Annotated in this window: 15 protein-coding genes; 11 read left to right on the top strand and 4 right to left on the bottom strand. The window is 70.8% G+C overall.

The features are described 5' to 3' along the window. Nucleotides 1–157: 157 nt before the first annotated feature. On the bottom strand, nucleotides 158–3,319 hold the full coding sequence (locus tag ACWDRR_RS15860) for a non-ribosomal peptide synthetase (protein WP_449772760.1): 3,162 nt from the start codon (nucleotides 3,317–3,319) through the stop codon (nucleotides 158–160). A gap of 599 nt (nucleotides 3,320–3,918) precedes the next feature. On the opposite strand from ACWDRR_RS15860, the gene ACWDRR_RS15855 reads away from it, so the two are divergent. Continuing rightward, nucleotides 3,919–4,818 (top strand): phytanoyl-CoA dioxygenase family protein, encoded by a 900-nt coding sequence (locus ACWDRR_RS15855; protein WP_449772856.1) that lies wholly within the window; start codon nucleotides 3,919–3,921, stop codon nucleotides 4,816–4,818. A gap of 112 nt (nucleotides 4,819–4,930) precedes the next feature. On the opposite strand, the gene ACWDRR_RS15850 is transcribed toward ACWDRR_RS15855, so the two are convergent. After that, a complete protein-coding gene (locus ACWDRR_RS15850; protein ID WP_449772759.1) occupies nucleotides 4,931–6,151 on the bottom strand; it encodes an MFS transporter in 1,221 nt (406 codons plus the stop codon). A gap of 177 nt (nucleotides 6,152–6,328) precedes the next feature. On the opposite strand from ACWDRR_RS15850, the gene ACWDRR_RS15845 reads away from it, so the two are divergent. The 6 genes from ACWDRR_RS15845 to ACWDRR_RS15820 all read left to right on the top strand — a co-directional run bounded on the left by ACWDRR_RS15845 (nucleotide 6,329) and on the right by ACWDRR_RS15820 (nucleotide 11,006). Then, nucleotides 6,329–6,598 carry a phosphopantetheine-binding protein gene (locus tag ACWDRR_RS15845; protein WP_449772758.1) on the top strand — a complete coding sequence of 90 codons (270 nt, stop codon included), beginning with the start codon at nucleotides 6,329–6,331 and terminating at the stop codon, nucleotides 6,596–6,598. Next, nucleotides 6,595–8,520 carry a B12-binding domain-containing radical SAM protein gene (locus ACWDRR_RS15840; RefSeq protein ID WP_449772757.1) on the top strand — a complete coding sequence of 642 codons (1,926 nt, stop codon included), beginning with the start codon at nucleotides 6,595–6,597 and terminating at the stop codon, nucleotides 8,518–8,520. The genes ACWDRR_RS15845 and ACWDRR_RS15840 overlap by 4 nt, the downstream gene beginning before the upstream one ends. A 28-nt stretch (nucleotides 8,521–8,548) precedes the next feature. Beyond that, on the top strand, nucleotides 8,549–8,818 hold the full coding sequence (locus ACWDRR_RS15835) for a hypothetical protein (protein ID WP_449772756.1): 270 nt from the start codon (nucleotides 8,549–8,551) through the stop codon (nucleotides 8,816–8,818). 18 nt (nucleotides 8,819–8,836) lie between these two features. After that, on the top strand, nucleotides 8,837–9,757 hold the full coding sequence (locus tag ACWDRR_RS15830) for a chlorinating enzyme (RefSeq protein ID WP_449772755.1): 921 nt from the start codon (nucleotides 8,837–8,839) through the stop codon (nucleotides 9,755–9,757). Continuing rightward, a complete protein-coding gene (locus ACWDRR_RS15825; protein ID WP_449772754.1) occupies nucleotides 9,754–9,969 on the top strand; it encodes an MbtH family protein in 216 nt (71 codons plus the stop codon). Before ACWDRR_RS15830 ends, ACWDRR_RS15825 begins: the two co-directional genes overlap by 4 nt. A gap of 62 nt (nucleotides 9,970–10,031) precedes the next feature. Then, nucleotides 10,032–11,006, top strand: coding sequence for an ArsR/SmtB family transcription factor (locus ACWDRR_RS15820; RefSeq protein ID WP_449772753.1), 975 nt, complete (start codon nucleotides 10,032–10,034; stop codon nucleotides 11,004–11,006). Between the two features lie 25 nt (nucleotides 11,007–11,031). On the opposite strand, the gene ACWDRR_RS15815 is transcribed toward ACWDRR_RS15820, so the two are convergent. Further along, nucleotides 11,032–12,300, bottom strand: coding sequence for a hypothetical protein (locus ACWDRR_RS15815; protein WP_449772752.1), 1,269 nt, complete (start codon nucleotides 12,298–12,300; stop codon nucleotides 11,032–11,034). A gap of 218 nt (nucleotides 12,301–12,518) precedes the next feature. On the opposite strand from ACWDRR_RS15815, the gene ACWDRR_RS15810 reads away from it, so the two are divergent. Together ACWDRR_RS15810 and ACWDRR_RS15805 are read left to right on the top strand one after the other, a co-directional pair. Next, nucleotides 12,519–13,214 carry an alpha/beta hydrolase gene (locus ACWDRR_RS15810; RefSeq protein WP_449772751.1) on the top strand — a complete coding sequence of 232 codons (696 nt, stop codon included), beginning with the start codon at nucleotides 12,519–12,521 and terminating at the stop codon, nucleotides 13,212–13,214. A gap of 206 nt (nucleotides 13,215–13,420) precedes the next feature. Further along, the gene (locus ACWDRR_RS15805; protein WP_449772750.1) at nucleotides 13,421–13,744 is read left to right on the top strand and encodes a hypothetical protein; all 324 of its coding nucleotides are present in this window, start codon (nucleotides 13,421–13,423) and stop codon (nucleotides 13,742–13,744) included. A gap of 149 nt (nucleotides 13,745–13,893) precedes the next feature. Here ACWDRR_RS15805 and ACWDRR_RS15800 read toward each other — a convergent pair whose 3' ends face one another. Then, nucleotides 13,894–14,631: an SDR family oxidoreductase gene (locus ACWDRR_RS15800; RefSeq protein WP_449772749.1), complete on the bottom strand. Its 738-nt coding sequence runs from the start codon at nucleotides 14,629–14,631 to the stop codon at nucleotides 13,894–13,896. A gap of 152 nt (nucleotides 14,632–14,783) precedes the next feature. On the opposite strand from ACWDRR_RS15800, the gene ACWDRR_RS15795 reads away from it, so the two are divergent. Together ACWDRR_RS15795 and ACWDRR_RS15790 are read left to right on the top strand one after the other, a co-directional pair. Beyond that, nucleotides 14,784–15,578 (top strand): helix-turn-helix transcriptional regulator, encoded by a 795-nt coding sequence (locus ACWDRR_RS15795; RefSeq protein WP_449772748.1) that lies wholly within the window; start codon nucleotides 14,784–14,786, stop codon nucleotides 15,576–15,578. Nucleotides 15,579–16,027: 449 nt separating this feature from the next. Further along, nucleotides 16,028–16,447, top strand: a complete 420-nt coding sequence (locus ACWDRR_RS15790) for a hypothetical protein (protein ID WP_449772747.1) — start codon at nucleotides 16,028–16,030, stop codon at nucleotides 16,445–16,447. The last annotated feature ends 71 nt before the right edge of the window (nucleotides 16,448–16,518 follow it).

Below are 16,518 nucleotides of genomic sequence, written 5' to 3'. Positions count from 1 at the left end.
GGATCACCGGTCCTCCGCCGTGGCTCAGTGGAGGTCTGGCGTGGATCGCCGGTCCTCCGCCGCGGCTCAGTGGTTGTAGGACATGGGGTTCACCTCCCTTCGGTGAGCGGGCGGTCGCACGGGTCGGCAGGGTGTCAGTGGTTGTAGGACATGGGGTTCACCCCCTCTCGGTGAGCAGGTGCGCGAGGCCGGCAGGTGTCGGGTGCTCGAACACGACGCGGAGCGGCAGGTCCACACCGAGCCGCCGGTGGAGGTCGTGCGCCACCCGGACCATGCCGAGCGAATGGCCGCCCAGGGCGAAGAAGTTCTGGTTGACGTCGACAACCGGAACCCCCGACACGTCGGCGAACACGTCGCAGACGGTCTGCTCCGCCCCTTCGGACGGCGGTTGGGCGGTGGACTCCTGGGCCAGCGTCGGCAGCGCCTTCCGGTCGAGCTTGCCGTTGGGGGTCAACGGCAGGGCCTCGACCAGCCGGAATCCCGCGGGCAGCATGTGGCGCGGCAACGACTCGGCCGCGTACTGGCGCAGGACGGCCGGCGTCAGCGTCGCGGTCGCGGGCACGACGTAGGCGACCAGGCGCATGGACGGGGTGTGCTTGTCGACCGCGAGCACGGCGACCTGGGCCACCTCGTGGTGGCGGCGCAGCACCGCCTCGATCTCGCCCAGCTCGACCCGGTAGCCCCGCAGCTTCAGCTGGTCGTCCACCCGCCCGATGAAGACGAGCTGCCCGTCGGCGCGCCAGCGCACCACGTCCCCGGTCCGGTACATCCGGGTGCCCGGCGGACCGAAGGGATCGGCGACGTAGCGGCCCGCGGTGAGGCCCGGCCGGTTCCGGTAGCCGCGGCCCAGCTGCACCCCTGCGATGAACAGCTCGCCGGCGACGCCCGGCGGCACCGGCTGGAGCCACCGGTCGAGCACGTAGGTCCGCATGTTGTCGATCGGCCCGCCGATCGGCGGCTCGGCCGGCCAGGCGTCGGGATCGTCGGGCAGGGCGAATGCCGTCGCCACGTGCGTCTCGGTCGGCCCGTAGTAGTTCGCCAGGTGGCGGCCCGGGACGGCGCGGTGGAACTGCGCCAGCTCGGCGGTCAGCCCCAGGCTCTCTCCGCCCTGGATCACGTGCCGCAACCGGGGCAGTGCGGTGCCGTCGGCCTGGCTGATGTCGATGATCGCGGAGAGGACGAGATTGGGCACGAAGATCTCGTCGACCTCGCTCTTCTCCAGCCACGTCACCAGCTTGTCCAGGTCCCGGCGGGTCTCCTCGTCCGGGAGTTCGACGCATCCGCCGCGCACGGTGGCGATCAGGACCTCGACCAGTGCCACGTCGAAGCTGATCGACGAGAAGTTGGCGATCCGGTGGGGGGACGGGCCGTCCGACGGCGCCGAGATCCGCTCGTACCACCTGATGAGGTTCACCAGGGCGGAACCGGGCATCACCACGGCTTTCGGCAGCCCGGTCGACCCCGAGGTGTAGATCAGGTAGCAGGGGTGGGCCGGCGACAGCGGGCCGACCCGGTCCGCGTCCGTCGGGTTCGTGTCCGCCAGGTCGTGGTCGTCCACCGGCCCGGTCAGTACGAGCTGGGGGCCGCTGTCCTCCAGCATGAACGCCACCCGCTCGGGCGGGTACTCCGGGTCGACGGGACAGTAGGCCGCGCCGGCCTTCAACACGCCCCACACCGCTACCATCAGGTCCACCGACCGGGCCATCGACAGCGCGACGACCGACTCCGGTCCGATGCCCCGGCCAGCCAGGTAGCGGGCCGTCCGGTTCGCCCGGGCGTTCAGCTCGCCGTAGGTCAGGACGGCGTCGCCGCAGCGCACCGCGACCGCGTCCGGCGTCGCCGCGACCCGCGCCTCCAGCAACTCGGGCAGCGTGCTCCGGTCCACCTCCCGTGCGGTGTCGTTCCAGCGGGTCAGGACGTCGGAGCGCTCGGTCGCGGAGAGGATGTCGACCTCACCGATCGCCCGGGTGGCGTCCGTGGCCATCGCGGTGAGCACGCGGACCAGCCGCGCGGTGATCGCCTCGATCGTCGTCCGGTCGAACAGGTCGGTGGCGAACCGGAGTTCGCCGACGATGCCGGTCGGGGTCCGGTCCGGTCCGTGCCGGGCGTCGAAGTTCAGGTGCAGGTCGAACCCGGACGGTCCGCAGCCGTGCACGCGTGCCGCCGCGCGCAGTCCGGGCAGTGGCCACTCGAACTCCTCCGCCTCGGCCGTCACGAGCACCTGGCAGAGCGGGCTCCGGCCCGGGACTCGTGGCGGGTTGACGGCCTTCAGGACCTCGTCGAACGGCACGTCCTGGTGGGCGAAGGCGGCGAGGTCGGTCTCGCGGACCCGGCGGAGCAACTCCGTGAGGGTGGGGTTCCCCGAGAGATCGGTGCGCAGCACGACGGTGTTGGTCAGGAACCCGATGACGTCGTCCGGCACTTCGTCGCCGCGCTCCGAGGCGAGGGTGCCGATCGGCAGGTCCAGTTCGCCGGTCAGCCGGCCGAGGAGCACGGCCAGCGCGGTGTGGACGATCATGAGCATCGTCGTCCCGGTGCGGTGCGACAGCTCGGCCAGCCGCGCGTGCTCCTCGGGGGAGACCGTGAACCGGACCGAGTCCTCGTCGCCACTCGGCGCGGTCGGGCGCGGGTGGTCGAAGGGCAACGCGAGTTCGCCGCCCAGGTCCGACAACGCGGTTCGCCAGAAGGAGAGTTGCCGTGCCGCGAGGCTGCTCGGGTCCGCCGGGTCGCCGAGGCGCCGCTGCTGCCGGAGCAGATGGTCCGCGTGCTGCGCGGGCGGCGCCGCCCACGCGGGGGCGGCGCCGCGGCACCGCGCCGCGTAGGCCTTCGCGAGATCACGGCCGAGCGGGCCGACCGACGCACCGTCACAGGCTGTGCGGTGCAGCAGAAGCAGCAGGACGTGCTCCTGCGCGGTGGCCTCGAACAGGGTGGCGCGTACGGGAGACTCCGTCGCGGGGTCGAAGGTGTGAGCCGCGGCGACCGCGAGCTCCCGCTCCAGGTCGGACGGTGCGACGGTGCGGGCCTCGAAGGCGGGGCGGGCGTCCGGGAGTACGTGCTGGACGGGAAGCCCGGCCACCTGGTCGATCACCGTGCGCAGGCTCTCGTGGCGCAGGACGACATCGGTCAGGGCGGCCTCGAGCGCGGTCCGGTCCACTGCGCCGTGGAGACGGGCGACGATCGGCACGGTGTGCGTCGAGGCGGTCCCCCGCAGCTGCTCGAGGAACCAGAGGCGGAACTGGCCGGGGGAGGCCGGCAGCGGGACCGGCCGGCTCACGGACCGTAACAGGTCCGGTTCGGCCGTCGGCGCGATGTCGTTCAAGACTGCTCCCTTGTCGGTGCGTCCGGGGCGTCGTCAGCGGCTGCGCGCGTCGCCTCCGGACGGATCGGCCGCTGGAGGAGGGTGGCGCACGGTGCCGATCGGTTCGAGGGTCCAACGAAAGATCTCGGTCGGGCGAACACGGCGGGGACACCCCTCGGGTCCGGCGCCGGCGGCTCTGCTCGGGCTCCGGATCGTCCCGGCAGTCACGCCCGCCTTGCTGTCCCACACGCTCACCACAGTGACTGCCGGTCAGGAACTCGTCAAGGTCCTCTGCACATGGATGTCGCCCGGCCCCCGCACCGGTCGGGATTCGTCGGTTGCCGACAGCCGGGTCCGCGGTGCCGCCCCCCTGGCCGCTGCCGTGCGGTGTTCTCCGGCCCCCACCTGGTCGAGGAAGATCGATTTCCCGGACCGGCCTGCTCAACGGCTTCTTCGGCGACCCTCCACCGCACCCCCGCTTCGCCGGGACCCCTCCCCGCGGCGGAAGCCCCGGATTCGCTCCGTCTGCAAACCCGGGCCGTCCGGGCGCTTGTACGCTCCCTGGCTCGGTGCGAGACTGGCGCGGTCACGGAGGTCGCGAATAGGGAGTTTCGTTGAACGTGCAGGAGAGAGTCCTCGCAGAGTACGAGCAACAGGGCTTCAGTATTGTCCGCGACGTCATTCCGCCGGATTTGCTGGGGGAGGTGAAGGCCCATGTCGAATGGCTCACCGGTCGCTATCCGGACCTCCGGCCGGAGCACCTCCACCACCCGCTGATCCGCAACGACGCCTTCTGGGTCCGTCTCGTCTCCGACCCCCGGTTGGTGGACATCGCCGAACTCTTCCTCGGCCCGGACGTCGCGTGCTTCACGGCGCACTACATCTGCAAGCCGCCCTACGACGGTCAGCCGGTGCTGTGGCACCAGGACGGTTCGTACTGGAACCTCGATCCGATGCGGGCGCTCACCGTGTGGGTCGCCGTCGACCGGTGCACGAGGGAGAACGGCTGCCTGCGGGTGATCCCCGGCAGCCATCGGCTGCCGCTCCACCCCCCCGTTCGCCGGGTGGACTCACCGAACATGTTGTTCTCGGTCTCCGAGGAGGAACTGGTCCGGGAGTGGTCGGAGCGCAACGGTGTCGTCGACATCGAACTCAATCCGGGCGACGTCGAGATCCACCATCCGAACATCCTGCACTGTTCGGACCCGAACACCTCGCCCGCGCGCCGCTGCGGACTGGACATCGGATACATTCCGGCGACCACCCGGATCACCAGCGATGGCCTCTATCTCAATCCCCTCCTGGTGCGTGGCGAGCCCGTCGCCGGAATCAACAGCTACCGGCCCTATCCCTCCTATGTCCCGGGAGAAACGATTCCGTTCGCGGGAATGGAGACGTGGGACCAGGAGATCGCGGAGCGCAACGTCCACCACGCCGGTGACGCCCCGGACGCGGAGTCCCCGCTCGACGCCACCTACCGGATGATCGATCGGCTGGAGGAGGGCACCGTCAAGCGCTGAACCGCGCGCACCGAAGGGCGTGCGGGCGCACCGGACGGAGCCGGCCGCCCTCCCGCGGGGTGAACCCGGGTGCGCAGGAAGGCGGCCGGGGAACGGCCGGCATCGCGCCGGCTCAGGCCCGCATGGTGCGGATCTCCCGGTTCAGCAGGGGCAGCAGGCTGACGACGACGTAGGCGACCCCGCAGGCGACGATGACCTCCTGCGCCCCGTACGCGGCGGCGAGCGGTCCCACGGCGAGTTGGGAGAGCGGGATCGCCACGTACGAGAACAGCTCGTCGTAGGCCGCGACCCGTGACAACGACTCCTCGGGGACGGCGGCTTGGAGCGTGGTCTCCCAGCCGATGGAGGCCACGGTGAGGCCGAGTCCGCCGACGAAGGCGGCTGCGGACACGACCCACACGTTCCCGGTCGCCCCGACCGCCAGCAGCGGCAGGGCCGACAGGGTCCCCCAGACCGCGCCGTCACGCAGCGGCCGGCGCAGGACGAGCTTGACGGCGACGATGCTCATCACCAGCAGCCCGATCGCGCGCACGGTCTGTACGGTGCCCCAGCCGACGGCGCCGTCGTGGTCCAGCACCACCTGCGCCCCGAGCACGTTCCACGGACCGACGTTGGCGGCGTTGACGAGGGCGAAGGAGACGGTCATGACGACCACCCAGCGCATCGAGCGGAAGGTGGCCCAGCCGTCGAGCAGGTCGCGCCAGAGCGGCCCGCGCGCCGCGGGCGGCCGGCTCGTTCCGGGGATGCGGGTGAAGGCCGCGGCGGCCAGGAGGTAGGAGGCCGCGTCGGCGGCGAGGGCCCACCCGCCACCGACGGTGGCCACCAGGATGCTGGCGAGCATGGGGCCGAGGATGCGCACGGTGTTCTGGCTGCTGGCCAGGAGCGCGTTGGCGCGCTGGAGGTCCTGCCGCTCGACGAGTTCGGGCACGATCCCGCGCAGCGCGGGCTGCGAGAACGCGTTCACGACGCCGCCGACGAGGGCGAGGCCGACGAACACCGCGAGGTGGTAGCGGGACGAGAGCAGCAGGACGGCCATCGTGGCCATCACGGCGGCGGTGCACAGGTTGGACACGATGAGCACGGTCCGCCGGCTCACCCGGTCGGCCACCGTGCCGCCCAGGAGCAGGAGCGCGAGGGTGGGGATCATGTTGGCGGCCAGGACGATGCCCAGATCGGCCGCTCGGCCGGAGGCCTGGAGCACGGAGAGGGCGAGCGCGACGGTGGTCATCGAGGAGCCGGCCAGGTCGACGGTCCGACCGGCGAAGAACCAGCCGAACCGGCTTTTCAGAAGGTGCTTGGTCGGGGTGGGGGCTGTACTCACGGTATCTGTCACGCCGCCAATATCCCGCCCCCCGCCGGGTCAGGTGAATCCTTGCGACGACGGTCGCAACAACGGCCCGAAGCCCGTCACATGGGGCTCACCAATGTTCTTGACAGGGTGCAGAAGACCATGGACCCTGATCAACGGGGCACGTGAAGGCGTCATCAACTTCCGGCGGAATGGAATACGTTGAACCCGACCGAGGCCAAGCTGGCGGACATCTGGTGCACCACGCTGAGAACATCAGACGTGGGGCGCGAGAGTGACTTCTTCGCCATCGGCGGCGATTCGTTATTGCTCTCCAGGGTCGTCGGCCACATTCGGCGGGCCTGGCACATCGAGATCACGCTTCGGGACCTCATCGAGCGCCCGGTGCTCTCCGAGCTGGCCCAGTGGATCGACGAATCCCGCAGGGAGACGGAGCACGGACCGAGCCGCGTCGAACGAAAGGTCCCATGATGAAGTCGGTCGTGTTCGTCGATCTGCCCACGTACGAGAACATGCTTCCGCTCGCCGCGGGCTACATGCAGGCGTACGCGCAGAACGACCCGGAGATCAGGGCCGCCTACCGCTTCGAAATCGCCTCGTTCCCGGCCGCCTCGGATCGTGAGCGCATTCTGAAGGAACTGATCTCCAGAGAAGCGGACGTCTACGCGATCGGGTGCTACCTCTGGAACGCGAAGCTGGTGCGGTGGCTGCAACGTGAACTGACGGCACGGCGCCCCGACGCCCACCTCCTGCTCGGCGGCCCGCAGGTGATGAAGAACGCGCGCCGCTATCTGCCCGAACCCGTGGACAACGTCTACATCTGCAACGGGGAAGGCGAGGTGACCGTCCACGGGCTGCTCGCCCAGCTCGCGCAGGACCAGGCCGACCTGAGCCTCGTCCCCGGCCTGTCGTTCTGGGCGGGCGGCGAGCTGGTGACGACGGAGCCGGCTCCCCGGATCAACAGCCTCACCGAGATCCCTTCGCCCTTCCTCACCGGCGTCTTCACCGAGAGCGAGTACAGCTTCGCGATCATGGAGACCAACCGGGGCTGCCCGTTCCGCTGCAGCTTCTGCTACTGGGGCGCCGCCACCAACGACAAGGTGCACAAGTTCGAGGTCGAGCGCCTCAAGGCCGAACTCGACTGGATCACCGATCACGGGTTCGCCGGAATCTTCATCGCCGACGCCAACTGGGGCCTCGCCCCCCGGGACGTCGAGCTGAGCGAATACCTGGTGGAACGCAAGAAACTGACCGGATTCCCGATGATGGTGAACATGGCGGCGGCCAAGAACAAGCCGGCCCGCATGGCCGAGATCACGGAGATCTTCGTGCGCGGCGGGCTCATGGCCACCCAGCCGATATCGCTGCAGAGCCTGAACGACGAAACCCTCAGACTGGTCGACCGCAAGAACATCCGGCAGGAGACGTACATCAGTCTGCAGCAGACGCTGCGCAGCAAGGGGATCAGCTCGTACATCGAACTGATCTGGCCGCTTCCGGGGGAATCCTACGCAACGTTCAAGGAGGGCGTCACGAAACTGTGCCGCTCCGATGCGGACACCCTGATCATCTACCCGCAGCTGCTCCTCAACAACACTCCGATGTTCTCCCGGCAGGAGGAATTCGGGCTCCAGGTCGAACCCGCGCCCAGCGAGGTGGCCGAGGCCGACGTGGTGGTGGCCACGAACTGGGTGTCACGTGAGGAATGCCGGGACGGATTCTGGCTCTACTACGCGATTCACTGCCTGTATAACATGCGCGGTCTGCTCCTGGTCTCGAAATACCTCGACCAGCAGGGCGTGGTGTCCTACGGGGACCTCTTCGCCTCGTTCGCCGACTACCTCAAGGCAGGCGATGGCGACATCTGCCGCTTCTTCTCCCGGTCGATCGAGAATCTCGCGAACTACGACCTGATGAACACCGGTATCACCGCCCATATGATCCTCAGCTCCCACCGCGAGGAGTTCGACCGGCTGCTCTTCGACTTCGTCAGGGAGCAGGAGTGGTGGGCCGATCCGGTCGCCCGGGCGGCGTTCGAGCTGGACCTGCTGGTCCGGCCGTACGTCTACCGGGAGCCGTTTCGCCTGCCTTCCGTCGGATTCCGCGAGGTCGAGCCGGAGGCCGTCGACGACTACGCGGTCGAGCTGGCCCTGCCCCGACACCCCGCGCTCGCCGCGTTGTTCGAAGACGGGGAGGCGCTCGCCGAGGGGGACGATGCGGGTACCGGGCGGACGGTCGTGCGGATCGACCACCGAGGCCGGCAGAAGGTGCCGTACATGGCGCGCCGCAGCCTGGAGCACAACGCGAACTACTGCCAGGGGATCGTCCTGAGGTTCCGTGAGGTGCTTCCGACCCTGAGCCGTACCAGGACCGACCAGAACCCCAGGACGTGACGAGTTGCAGCGACAGGACGGAGCACCCATGCGGAACCCGGCGGAAGACGGCACGGCCGGCGCGGCGAACCCGGCGGAAGTCGAGGAGGCGCTCGTCGACTGGCTGCGGAGCGAACTCGGCGACAGCGGGATCACGGCCTCGGACAACTTCCTCGACATCGGCGGCTACTCGCTGCTGTTCTCGAAACTGAACCGGTTCCTCGGCGCGACGTACGGCGTGGTCCTCGACATGGAGGCGACCTACACGGAGCCGCTCACCGTGTCCGTGATGAAGATGCAGGCGGCACAGAAGCAGTAGGCGACGGGGAGGACGGACATGAGAAGCTCCGAGCATACCGAATTCGCGCTGACACCCGATGAGTTGGCGTCGTTCCACCGGAACGGCTATCTCGGGCCGGTGACCGTCTACGACCCGGACGAGATGGACCGGATGTGGCGGACGGTCCAGCGCCAGTCGCTGGACCGGTCGCGGGCCGCGTATCCCGACGCGGGAGCCGAGGCGGCGAACATCGTCAACTACGACCGCCACCTCGACATCGAGGTGCTGGCCCGGCACGTGCTGAACCGTAGGATCGTGGACCGGGTGGCCTCCATCCTCGGCCCCGACATCCTGTGCTGGCGCACCGAGTTCTTCCCCAAGTACCCCGGGGACGAGGGCACCGACTGGCACCAGGCCGACACGTTCGCCAACGCCAGCGGCAAGCCGCAACTGCTGTGGCCCGGAGAGTCCGAGACCGAGTTCGGCGCCGGCACGCTCACGGTGTGGACCGCCTTCACGGACGCGACCCTCGACAACGGCTGCCTGCAGATCATCCCCGGCACCCAGCACGAGCGGAACTACGACGAGACCCGGCACATGGAGTACGACACGAAACGCGTCAACTCCGAGGTCAAGAACGGCGTCCGGCGAGGGTTCTTCGGATACGACTACCGGCAGCTCCAGGTCGACCCGGACTGGCAGCCGAGCGAGGAGGACGCCGTCCCCCTGGTGATGAAGAAGGGGCAGAGCGTCATCTTCTGGTCGACGCTGATGCACGCCTCGCTGCCGAACGGCACCAAGGACAGCTACCGGATGGGCTTCGCCTGCCGGTACGTCCCGACGAAGGTGCGCATCTACCCGGACACGGACCACATCGAGGAGTACGGCGGCGCGATCTCCCTAGAGAAGTGGTCGGCCGTGCTGGTGAGCGGCGAGGACACCTACCGGCACAACAGGATCGCCGAGGTGCCGCGATGACCAGCCCGTTCGACCACGAGGACGAGACCTTCCACGTGCTCGTCAACGGCGAACTGCAGTACTCGCTCTGGCCGGCGTCCGTGAAGGTGCCCGCCGGGTGGTCCGTCGCGCTCGCCGACGCGGACCGGGGGCGCTGCCTCGACCACGTCGACGAGCACTGGACCGACCTGCGGCCCAGGAGCGTACGGGAGGCCTCGGGCCAGGGCGGGTGAGCGGAGGCGGGTGTGCGATCACCGGTTCCGTTGATCGCGGGGGCGTCATAAACTGTGATCTCGTGACCCTCTTACGCTTCGGGCCGGACGCACTGCAGGCGAGCAGGTTCGCCGTGTCGCCGCTCGCCGAGACGCTGAGCGAGATCACCCTGCTGCGGCAGGCGCTGGAGCGGCGGGTCGTCGGCCCGCGCGTCGAGGCGTTCGGCCGCTGGCTGGGCGCGTCCTCGTTCGTCGGCGGTCTGCTGCGGCTGGTGACGGCCACCAAGTACCTGCCCGACTTCGTGGCCATCCCGCCCCAGGGCGGGCTGACCGGCAGCCTCGCCGACGAACTGGCGGCGATGCGCGCGATCGACGACCCGGCGGCGCGCGCCATGCTCGCCGAGGCGCAGCGGTTCGCCTGGGCCAGCGACGGGATCGCCTGGGCGGAGGCCGACGGGATCACCGAGCGCACCGCCCGCGTGTTCGCCGACCTGTGGACGCAGTTCGTGGAGCCGGACTGGCAGCGGCGCCGGGCCGTGATGGAACGCGACATCCGCCACCGCGCGGGCGTGATCGCCGTCAGCGGCTGGCGGCGCGCGCTGGAGGGCATGGCGCCCGGCGTCCAATGGGTCGGTCACGACGCGATCCGGTTCTCCACCCAGAACTACGCCGACCGCCACATCGGGAGCGACGGCCTCGTCTTCGTTCCGCATACCGGGCGGTCCGGACAGTGGACCTGCGAATCGCCCTCACAGATCGCGTTCGTGTACCCGGCCAAGGGTGCCATGGCCGAGGACGCGCAGACGGACGGCGGGGTGGCCCGCCTGCTCGGCCGGGGGCGGGCCAGTATCGTCGCCGAGTTGCGGATGTCGGCGACACCGTCCCAACTGGCGGTCGTGCTCGGTGTCTCGCTCGGTACGGTGTCCGCCCACCTGGCGGCGCTGCGCGACGCCGGGGTCGTGACGACCCGGAGAAGCGGTCGGGCGGTGTACTACGAGCTCACCTCGGTCGGGGACGAACTCGCCCGCCTCGTCACGGCCGACGGCAGGGCCGGATAGCCGTTCTCCCCGGCCGGAACGGGCCTTACCCGATCGCGCAGTCCAGGACGCGGCCGTCGGCGGTGCCGACGAGCAGGCGGCCGGGCCCGGTGGCGGTGAGCGCCGTCGGGACGGCGGGGACACCGGCGACGGTCAGTCGGTGGCGCCGGTGGAGGGTGCCGTCGTGGAGGTCGAGGGCCAGGAGCTCGCCGTTGCGGTAGGCGAGGTACGCGGTGTCCGGTCCGGTGTCGAGGTCGGTGGCGACGTGGTCGGTCCGGAAGACCCAGCGGGGCGCGCCGTCGGTGGCCGCGCGGCGTACGACGAAGGAACCGCCGGGCTGCAGCCCGTGGCCGTGGTAGACGGTGCCGGCGTGCACCAGGTCGCCGTCGTCGGTCTCCGCGCCCGGGCCGGGGAAGTGCGTCTCCCCGGGCTCCCAGGAGAACGGGAACCGGGGCTGGGCGGCCGGCCCCTCGGGCGAGCGCACCGAGAGCCAGTGCTGTTTCCGCGCGACCTCGTTGACGTAGTCCCGGCTGCCGCGCCGGATCCGCAGGCGCTCGTGCAGGTCGACATACGCCGTGGTCCGGTGCTGGATCAGCAGGCCGTCGGCGAGGGCGGTGCGTACGACGGGCTGCTCCGGGTCGTCCTCGTCCCGGTGGAGGGTGGCCAGGACCGCGCCGTCCGGCAGCTCGTCGACGGCGAGGACGTGCCGGCGGGGCTCCCAGTCCGGGCTCAGCGCGGAGAGCGCCCGCTGCGCCCCGTCCCTTCCGTCGGGACGCGGGGCGGGCACCCGGGGGCCCGCCAGCTCGGCAGCGGTGAGCGAACGGGGTGCGGCGGCGTGCCAGTCGGGCCGCCGCACGACGGCGACGTGGCCCTCGGTGTGTGCCTTCCGGTCCTTCCAGTCGTCGGGCGGTGCCATCAGCACGCGCAGGGCCTGCCCGTCGAGCCAGCTCAGTCCGAGGACCTGGCGGCCGAAGTCATGCTCGATGAGGGAGGTGGTGGTGCCCGCTTCCCAGTCGAGCAGGAGCAGCTCGCCCTCGAAGAAGTAGCCGCCGTCGTACTCCCCGGTGCCGACGGCGAGCAGGGGCGCCGTGGGGTGGAAGGCCAGCGTGTGCACCGGGAACCGCGTCCGGAGCACGGCCCGGCAGGCGAGGTCCCCCGTGCGGTACACCCCGACTGTCGCCGTTCCGGCGAACCCGCGCTCGCCCGCGACGGCGAGCAGGCCGCGCGACTCGTCGGGCACGGCGAGGACGGGCTGACCGACCTCGGCGAACGGGCGGTCGCCCAGGACGTGGAGGACGCGGAGCGGGGTGGTCATGCCGGAGATTCTCCCAGCCGGCGGCGTCGGGCCGTCGCGCGGGCCCGGCGGCAGACGGGGCAGCCCCGGACGGGACTCCCGTCCCGGAGCCCATGACCACTCCCGTGCCACCGCGTTCTCGGGGGCCGACCGGGGTGGCCTCCAGGAGGAGGGGGCGGGGAGCGGCGCGTTCGGCGACCATGGGGTGGCGAGCAGTCGGGGCCGACGTGGAGGTGGCGATGAGAGTCGTGTTCGTGCACGGGGCGTGTGTGCGGGACGGGTCGTGGTGGTGGCACCGTACCGCCGAGCTGTTGCGGGAGCGGGGCGTGTCGAGCGTGGCCCCGGCGCTGCCGAGCTGTGGCGAGGCCGGCCCGCCCGGTGGCGTCGGCGGTCCCGGGCTGCCCGAGGACGTCGCCTCGGTGCGGCAGGTGCTGGAGGCCGGCGACGAGCCGACCGTCGTGGTCGCCCACAGCTACGGCGGCGTCGTCACCGCGGAAGCCGCTGCGGGAATCGGGTCGGTGCGCCACGTGCTGCTGGTCTCCAGCTACCTGCCCGAGGTCGGGCAGAGCCTGTCGGACTTCGGGAGTGACGGTCCCGCCCCGTTCCTCGACGTCGACCCCGAGGCGGGCACCTTCGGGGTCCGCCCCGAGCTGCTCGTGGACACGTTCCTTCAGGACTGCGCCCCCGAGGTCCAGACGCAGGCGGCGGACCACCTCGCCCGGCAGAGCGTGCAGGTGACCGGGCAGCCGGTCGGGGCGGCCGCATGGCAGCAGGTGCCCTCGACGTACCTCGTCTGCGCCCAGGACCGGGGCACCCCGCCGCGGCTGCAGCGCGAGTTCGCGCGCCGGGCGGGCAGCGTCGTCGAACTCGACGCCGGTCACCACCCGTTCCTGTCCCGGCCTGCGGCGGTCCGGGACCTGCTGCTGAGCCTGTGACGGCAGGTCCGGACCGCCGATGCCGCGGTGCTTGAGCCGGCTCAGGAGAAGCGCGGAGCAGCGCCGAGCGGCGCCCACGAGACCGTCACCCCGACGCGAACGATCCCTGAGGCTCCTCGGTCCTGAGGACCGCCGCTGACTGCGGGACAGGTTCGCCGGGTCAATTCGGTCGAGACCGATCCAGCAGTCCGAGTAGCCTCGCCCCTGTGGTGGATGAAGAGCAGTACGTCCGGTACCGGGAAGACTCGAAGGTGCTGGCAGCGATAGGGGAGCATGTCGACGCCCAGGTCGGCCGTGTCACGGTGCGACTGCCCAGGGCCGTGGCCGAGGCGGCGGTGGCCGCCTGGGAGCGGGACGAGCTGGGTGAGATCGGTGAGGAGACCCATGAGCAGTACGAGCTGCGGGACCAGGCCGGTGATCTGGCACTGATCGGCCTTGCGATCTCGGACGACGGCCGCTGGGAGGGCGAGGAGGTCGTCGTCGACCTGCCTGTCGGCTCTGCGGGGGCGGCCGTGCGGGCGTCGCAGTAGTCGGGCCGCGGCGCGAACCGGCCCACCGCCCCGTCGGCGTCACCCGTGATGTCACGGCCGACTCGGTGTCCGGGAGCAGCGGCCCGTCCCACCGGTAACTGCCCTGGCCCGGAGCGCGGTGGACCTCGCCACAAGACCTCGGGGCGGGGTCAGCCCTGGGCGGTGGGCCTCACGACGATCTCGTTCACGTCGACGGTGGCAGGCTGCTCGACGGCGAACGCGATGGCTCGGGCGATCGCCTCCGGCGGGATCGCGATCCGGTCCCGCATCTCCATGATCTCCGCTCGGACCCGCGGATTCGTCGATGCCTCGGCGAATTCCGTCCCGACGGCGCCGGGCGAGACGGTGGTCACCCGCAGAGAGTCACCGGCCTCCTGGCGCAGGCCTTCGCAGATCGCGCGGACGGCGAACTTCGTTCCGGCGTAGACCGCCATGGTCGGCACGATGCGATACGCGGCCGTGGAGGCGACGGTGACGAAGTGCCCCTCGCCCTGGGCCCGGAAGACCGGCAGGGCGGCGCCGATCCCGTGCAGCAGGCCCTTGACGTTGACGTCGACCATCTCGTTCCACTCGTCGACCCGCAGGTCGTCCAGAGGCGAGATCGTGCCGACCCCGGCGTTGCTGACCAGCACGTCGAGCCGGCCGAATCGCTCGCCGGCCAGGGTGACCAGGGCGTGCAGATCGTCCCGCCGCGTCACGTCCGTGCGGATGTGCACGGCCGTGCCACCCGCGTGCTCGATCCGTGCCACCAGGTCCGCGAGGCGCTCGGACCGGCGCGCCCCCAGGACGAGCCGCGCGCCCCGCTCGGCAAGCAGCAGCGCGGTCGCCTCGCCGATGCCGCTTCCGGCTCCCGTGATCGCCACGACCTTGCCGTCGATTCCCGTCATGATGTCCGCCTCTTCCTTCCGAATGTCCGGTGACCGGTGACCTGCCGAGGTCATCGGTGAGCGCTGCGACCTCCCGCTCGGAATCCAGTCTGTGCCGTCCTCAGCCTGGTATCCAGAACGTACTTATGCTGGAACCAGAGGTACCATCCACCATGAAGACGCAGCCGGATCAGCGCCGTGAGCTCGCCGCCTTCCTCCGCAGCCGCCGCGAGCGGATCACCCCCGACCAGGCCGGACTCCCACACACGGGCAGGCGGCGTACCCCGGGTCTGCGGCGGGAGGAACTCGCGCTGCTCGCCGGGATCAGCGCCACCTGGTACACGTACCTCGAGCAGGGCCGGGACATCCGCGTCTCGGACCAGGTGCTCGACGCCCTTGCCACGGCGCTGCGGCTCGACCGGTACGAGCGCGGTCATCTCTTCCAGCTCGCCGGCCACGCGGCGGTGGCCGTAACCGAGGAACCCGAGCCGCTCGCCGCCGAGGTGGCCGCCGTCCCGCTCCTGCTCCAGCCGTGTCCGGCCTACATCATCGGCGGCAACTACGACGTGCTCAGCTGCAACCGGGCGGCCGACGAGCTGTTCCCGCACCTCACCGCACCGGCGAACCGGCCGGCGAACTTCGCCCGCTGGGTGTTCCTCGAACCCGCCGCCCGGGACGTCCTGGTCGACTGGGAGATCGAGGCACGCGGCCTGCTCGCGCGGCTCAGGACACTGGCCGGACGCCACCCGGGCGACCCCCGGTTCACCCGGCTGGTCGAGGATCTGGACGCGGGCAGCCCTGACGTCCGTGCCTGGTGGCCGCAGTACGACGTGCAGGCCCGGCACGGCGGACGGAAGCGACTGCGCCTCCCGGGGCGCGGGGTGGTCGAGTTCGCCTACACCGCCTTTCACCTGGCCGAACAGCCGGAACAGACACTGGTGATCTACTCCGAACCGGAGACCGGCTGACCGGGCTTCGGACGGGTCACCGCTCTCGCGGCTTGTCCCGCGCCGTCGTGTCGATCAACGGGACCCTCAAGGGGCGGCCGCGCACTCGTGTCACTTCCCGTCCAGCGCCGCCACCAGCTCCGGAAGGCCGCCGCCGGCCACGACGAGGGCCAGGTGGTCGTGGAAGTCCCTGCTGCTGACGATCGGGCCGTCGCGGGCCCGCAGCACCCGGAGGTTGGCGGCTGCGGCCGCGCTGACGGTGCGCCGGCCCCGGTCTCGCGCGGACGCCGGCGGATCACCTGAACCGCCGACCGGCAGGCCGGGCCCGTACGACGGAACGCCGTTCGGCTTCCGCGGACGCGAGCACCGCGGACTCCCGGTGAACCCAATGGGTCCGAGCATCCGTCACTTCGACTGAAGGGCGCCTGGTGGACAGGCGGACCCGGTTCGCACCGACTGAGGGAGTGCTCGTGAAGAAGATCAAGACGGCGGTGGTCGCCACCGTTCTCGCCGGTGTCGCGTTGACGGCAGCGCCCGCCGAGGCGTCGGCGGAGCCGATGCACTGCACCAGCCCCACCTGGGGTGGCGAGTACCTCTGCGGCGCCGAGTACGGCCAGCCCGGCATGGCGGAGTACGCCTACCGGGACGGTCGCCGGATGGTGTTCGTGATCGGCACCGACCACGCCGTGTGGACGCGTTCGAGCAGCGCTTCCGGCAAGAAGAGCGGCTGGACCTCGCTGGGCGGCTACAAGACCGGTGGCGTCGGCATCACCGCCACCGACATGGGCGGCGGCCAGTTCGAGATCGCCGCGAGGGGCACGGACAACCGCCTGTGGGCCCGGCGCCACGGCGCGGACGGCAGCTGGAGCGCGTGGACCCAGATCTCGTAGCACCTCTCCGCCCGGCGCGGACCCGGCCGTTCTCCGCCGCCTGCTCACCCGCGCAGGAGTCCTGCCGCGCC

This window comes from Kitasatospora sp. NPDC003701, from assembly GCF_053587085.1.
The sequence above is the reverse complement of the archived record's forward strand: the minus strand, read 5'-3'. Positions and strand labels throughout refer to the sequence as shown.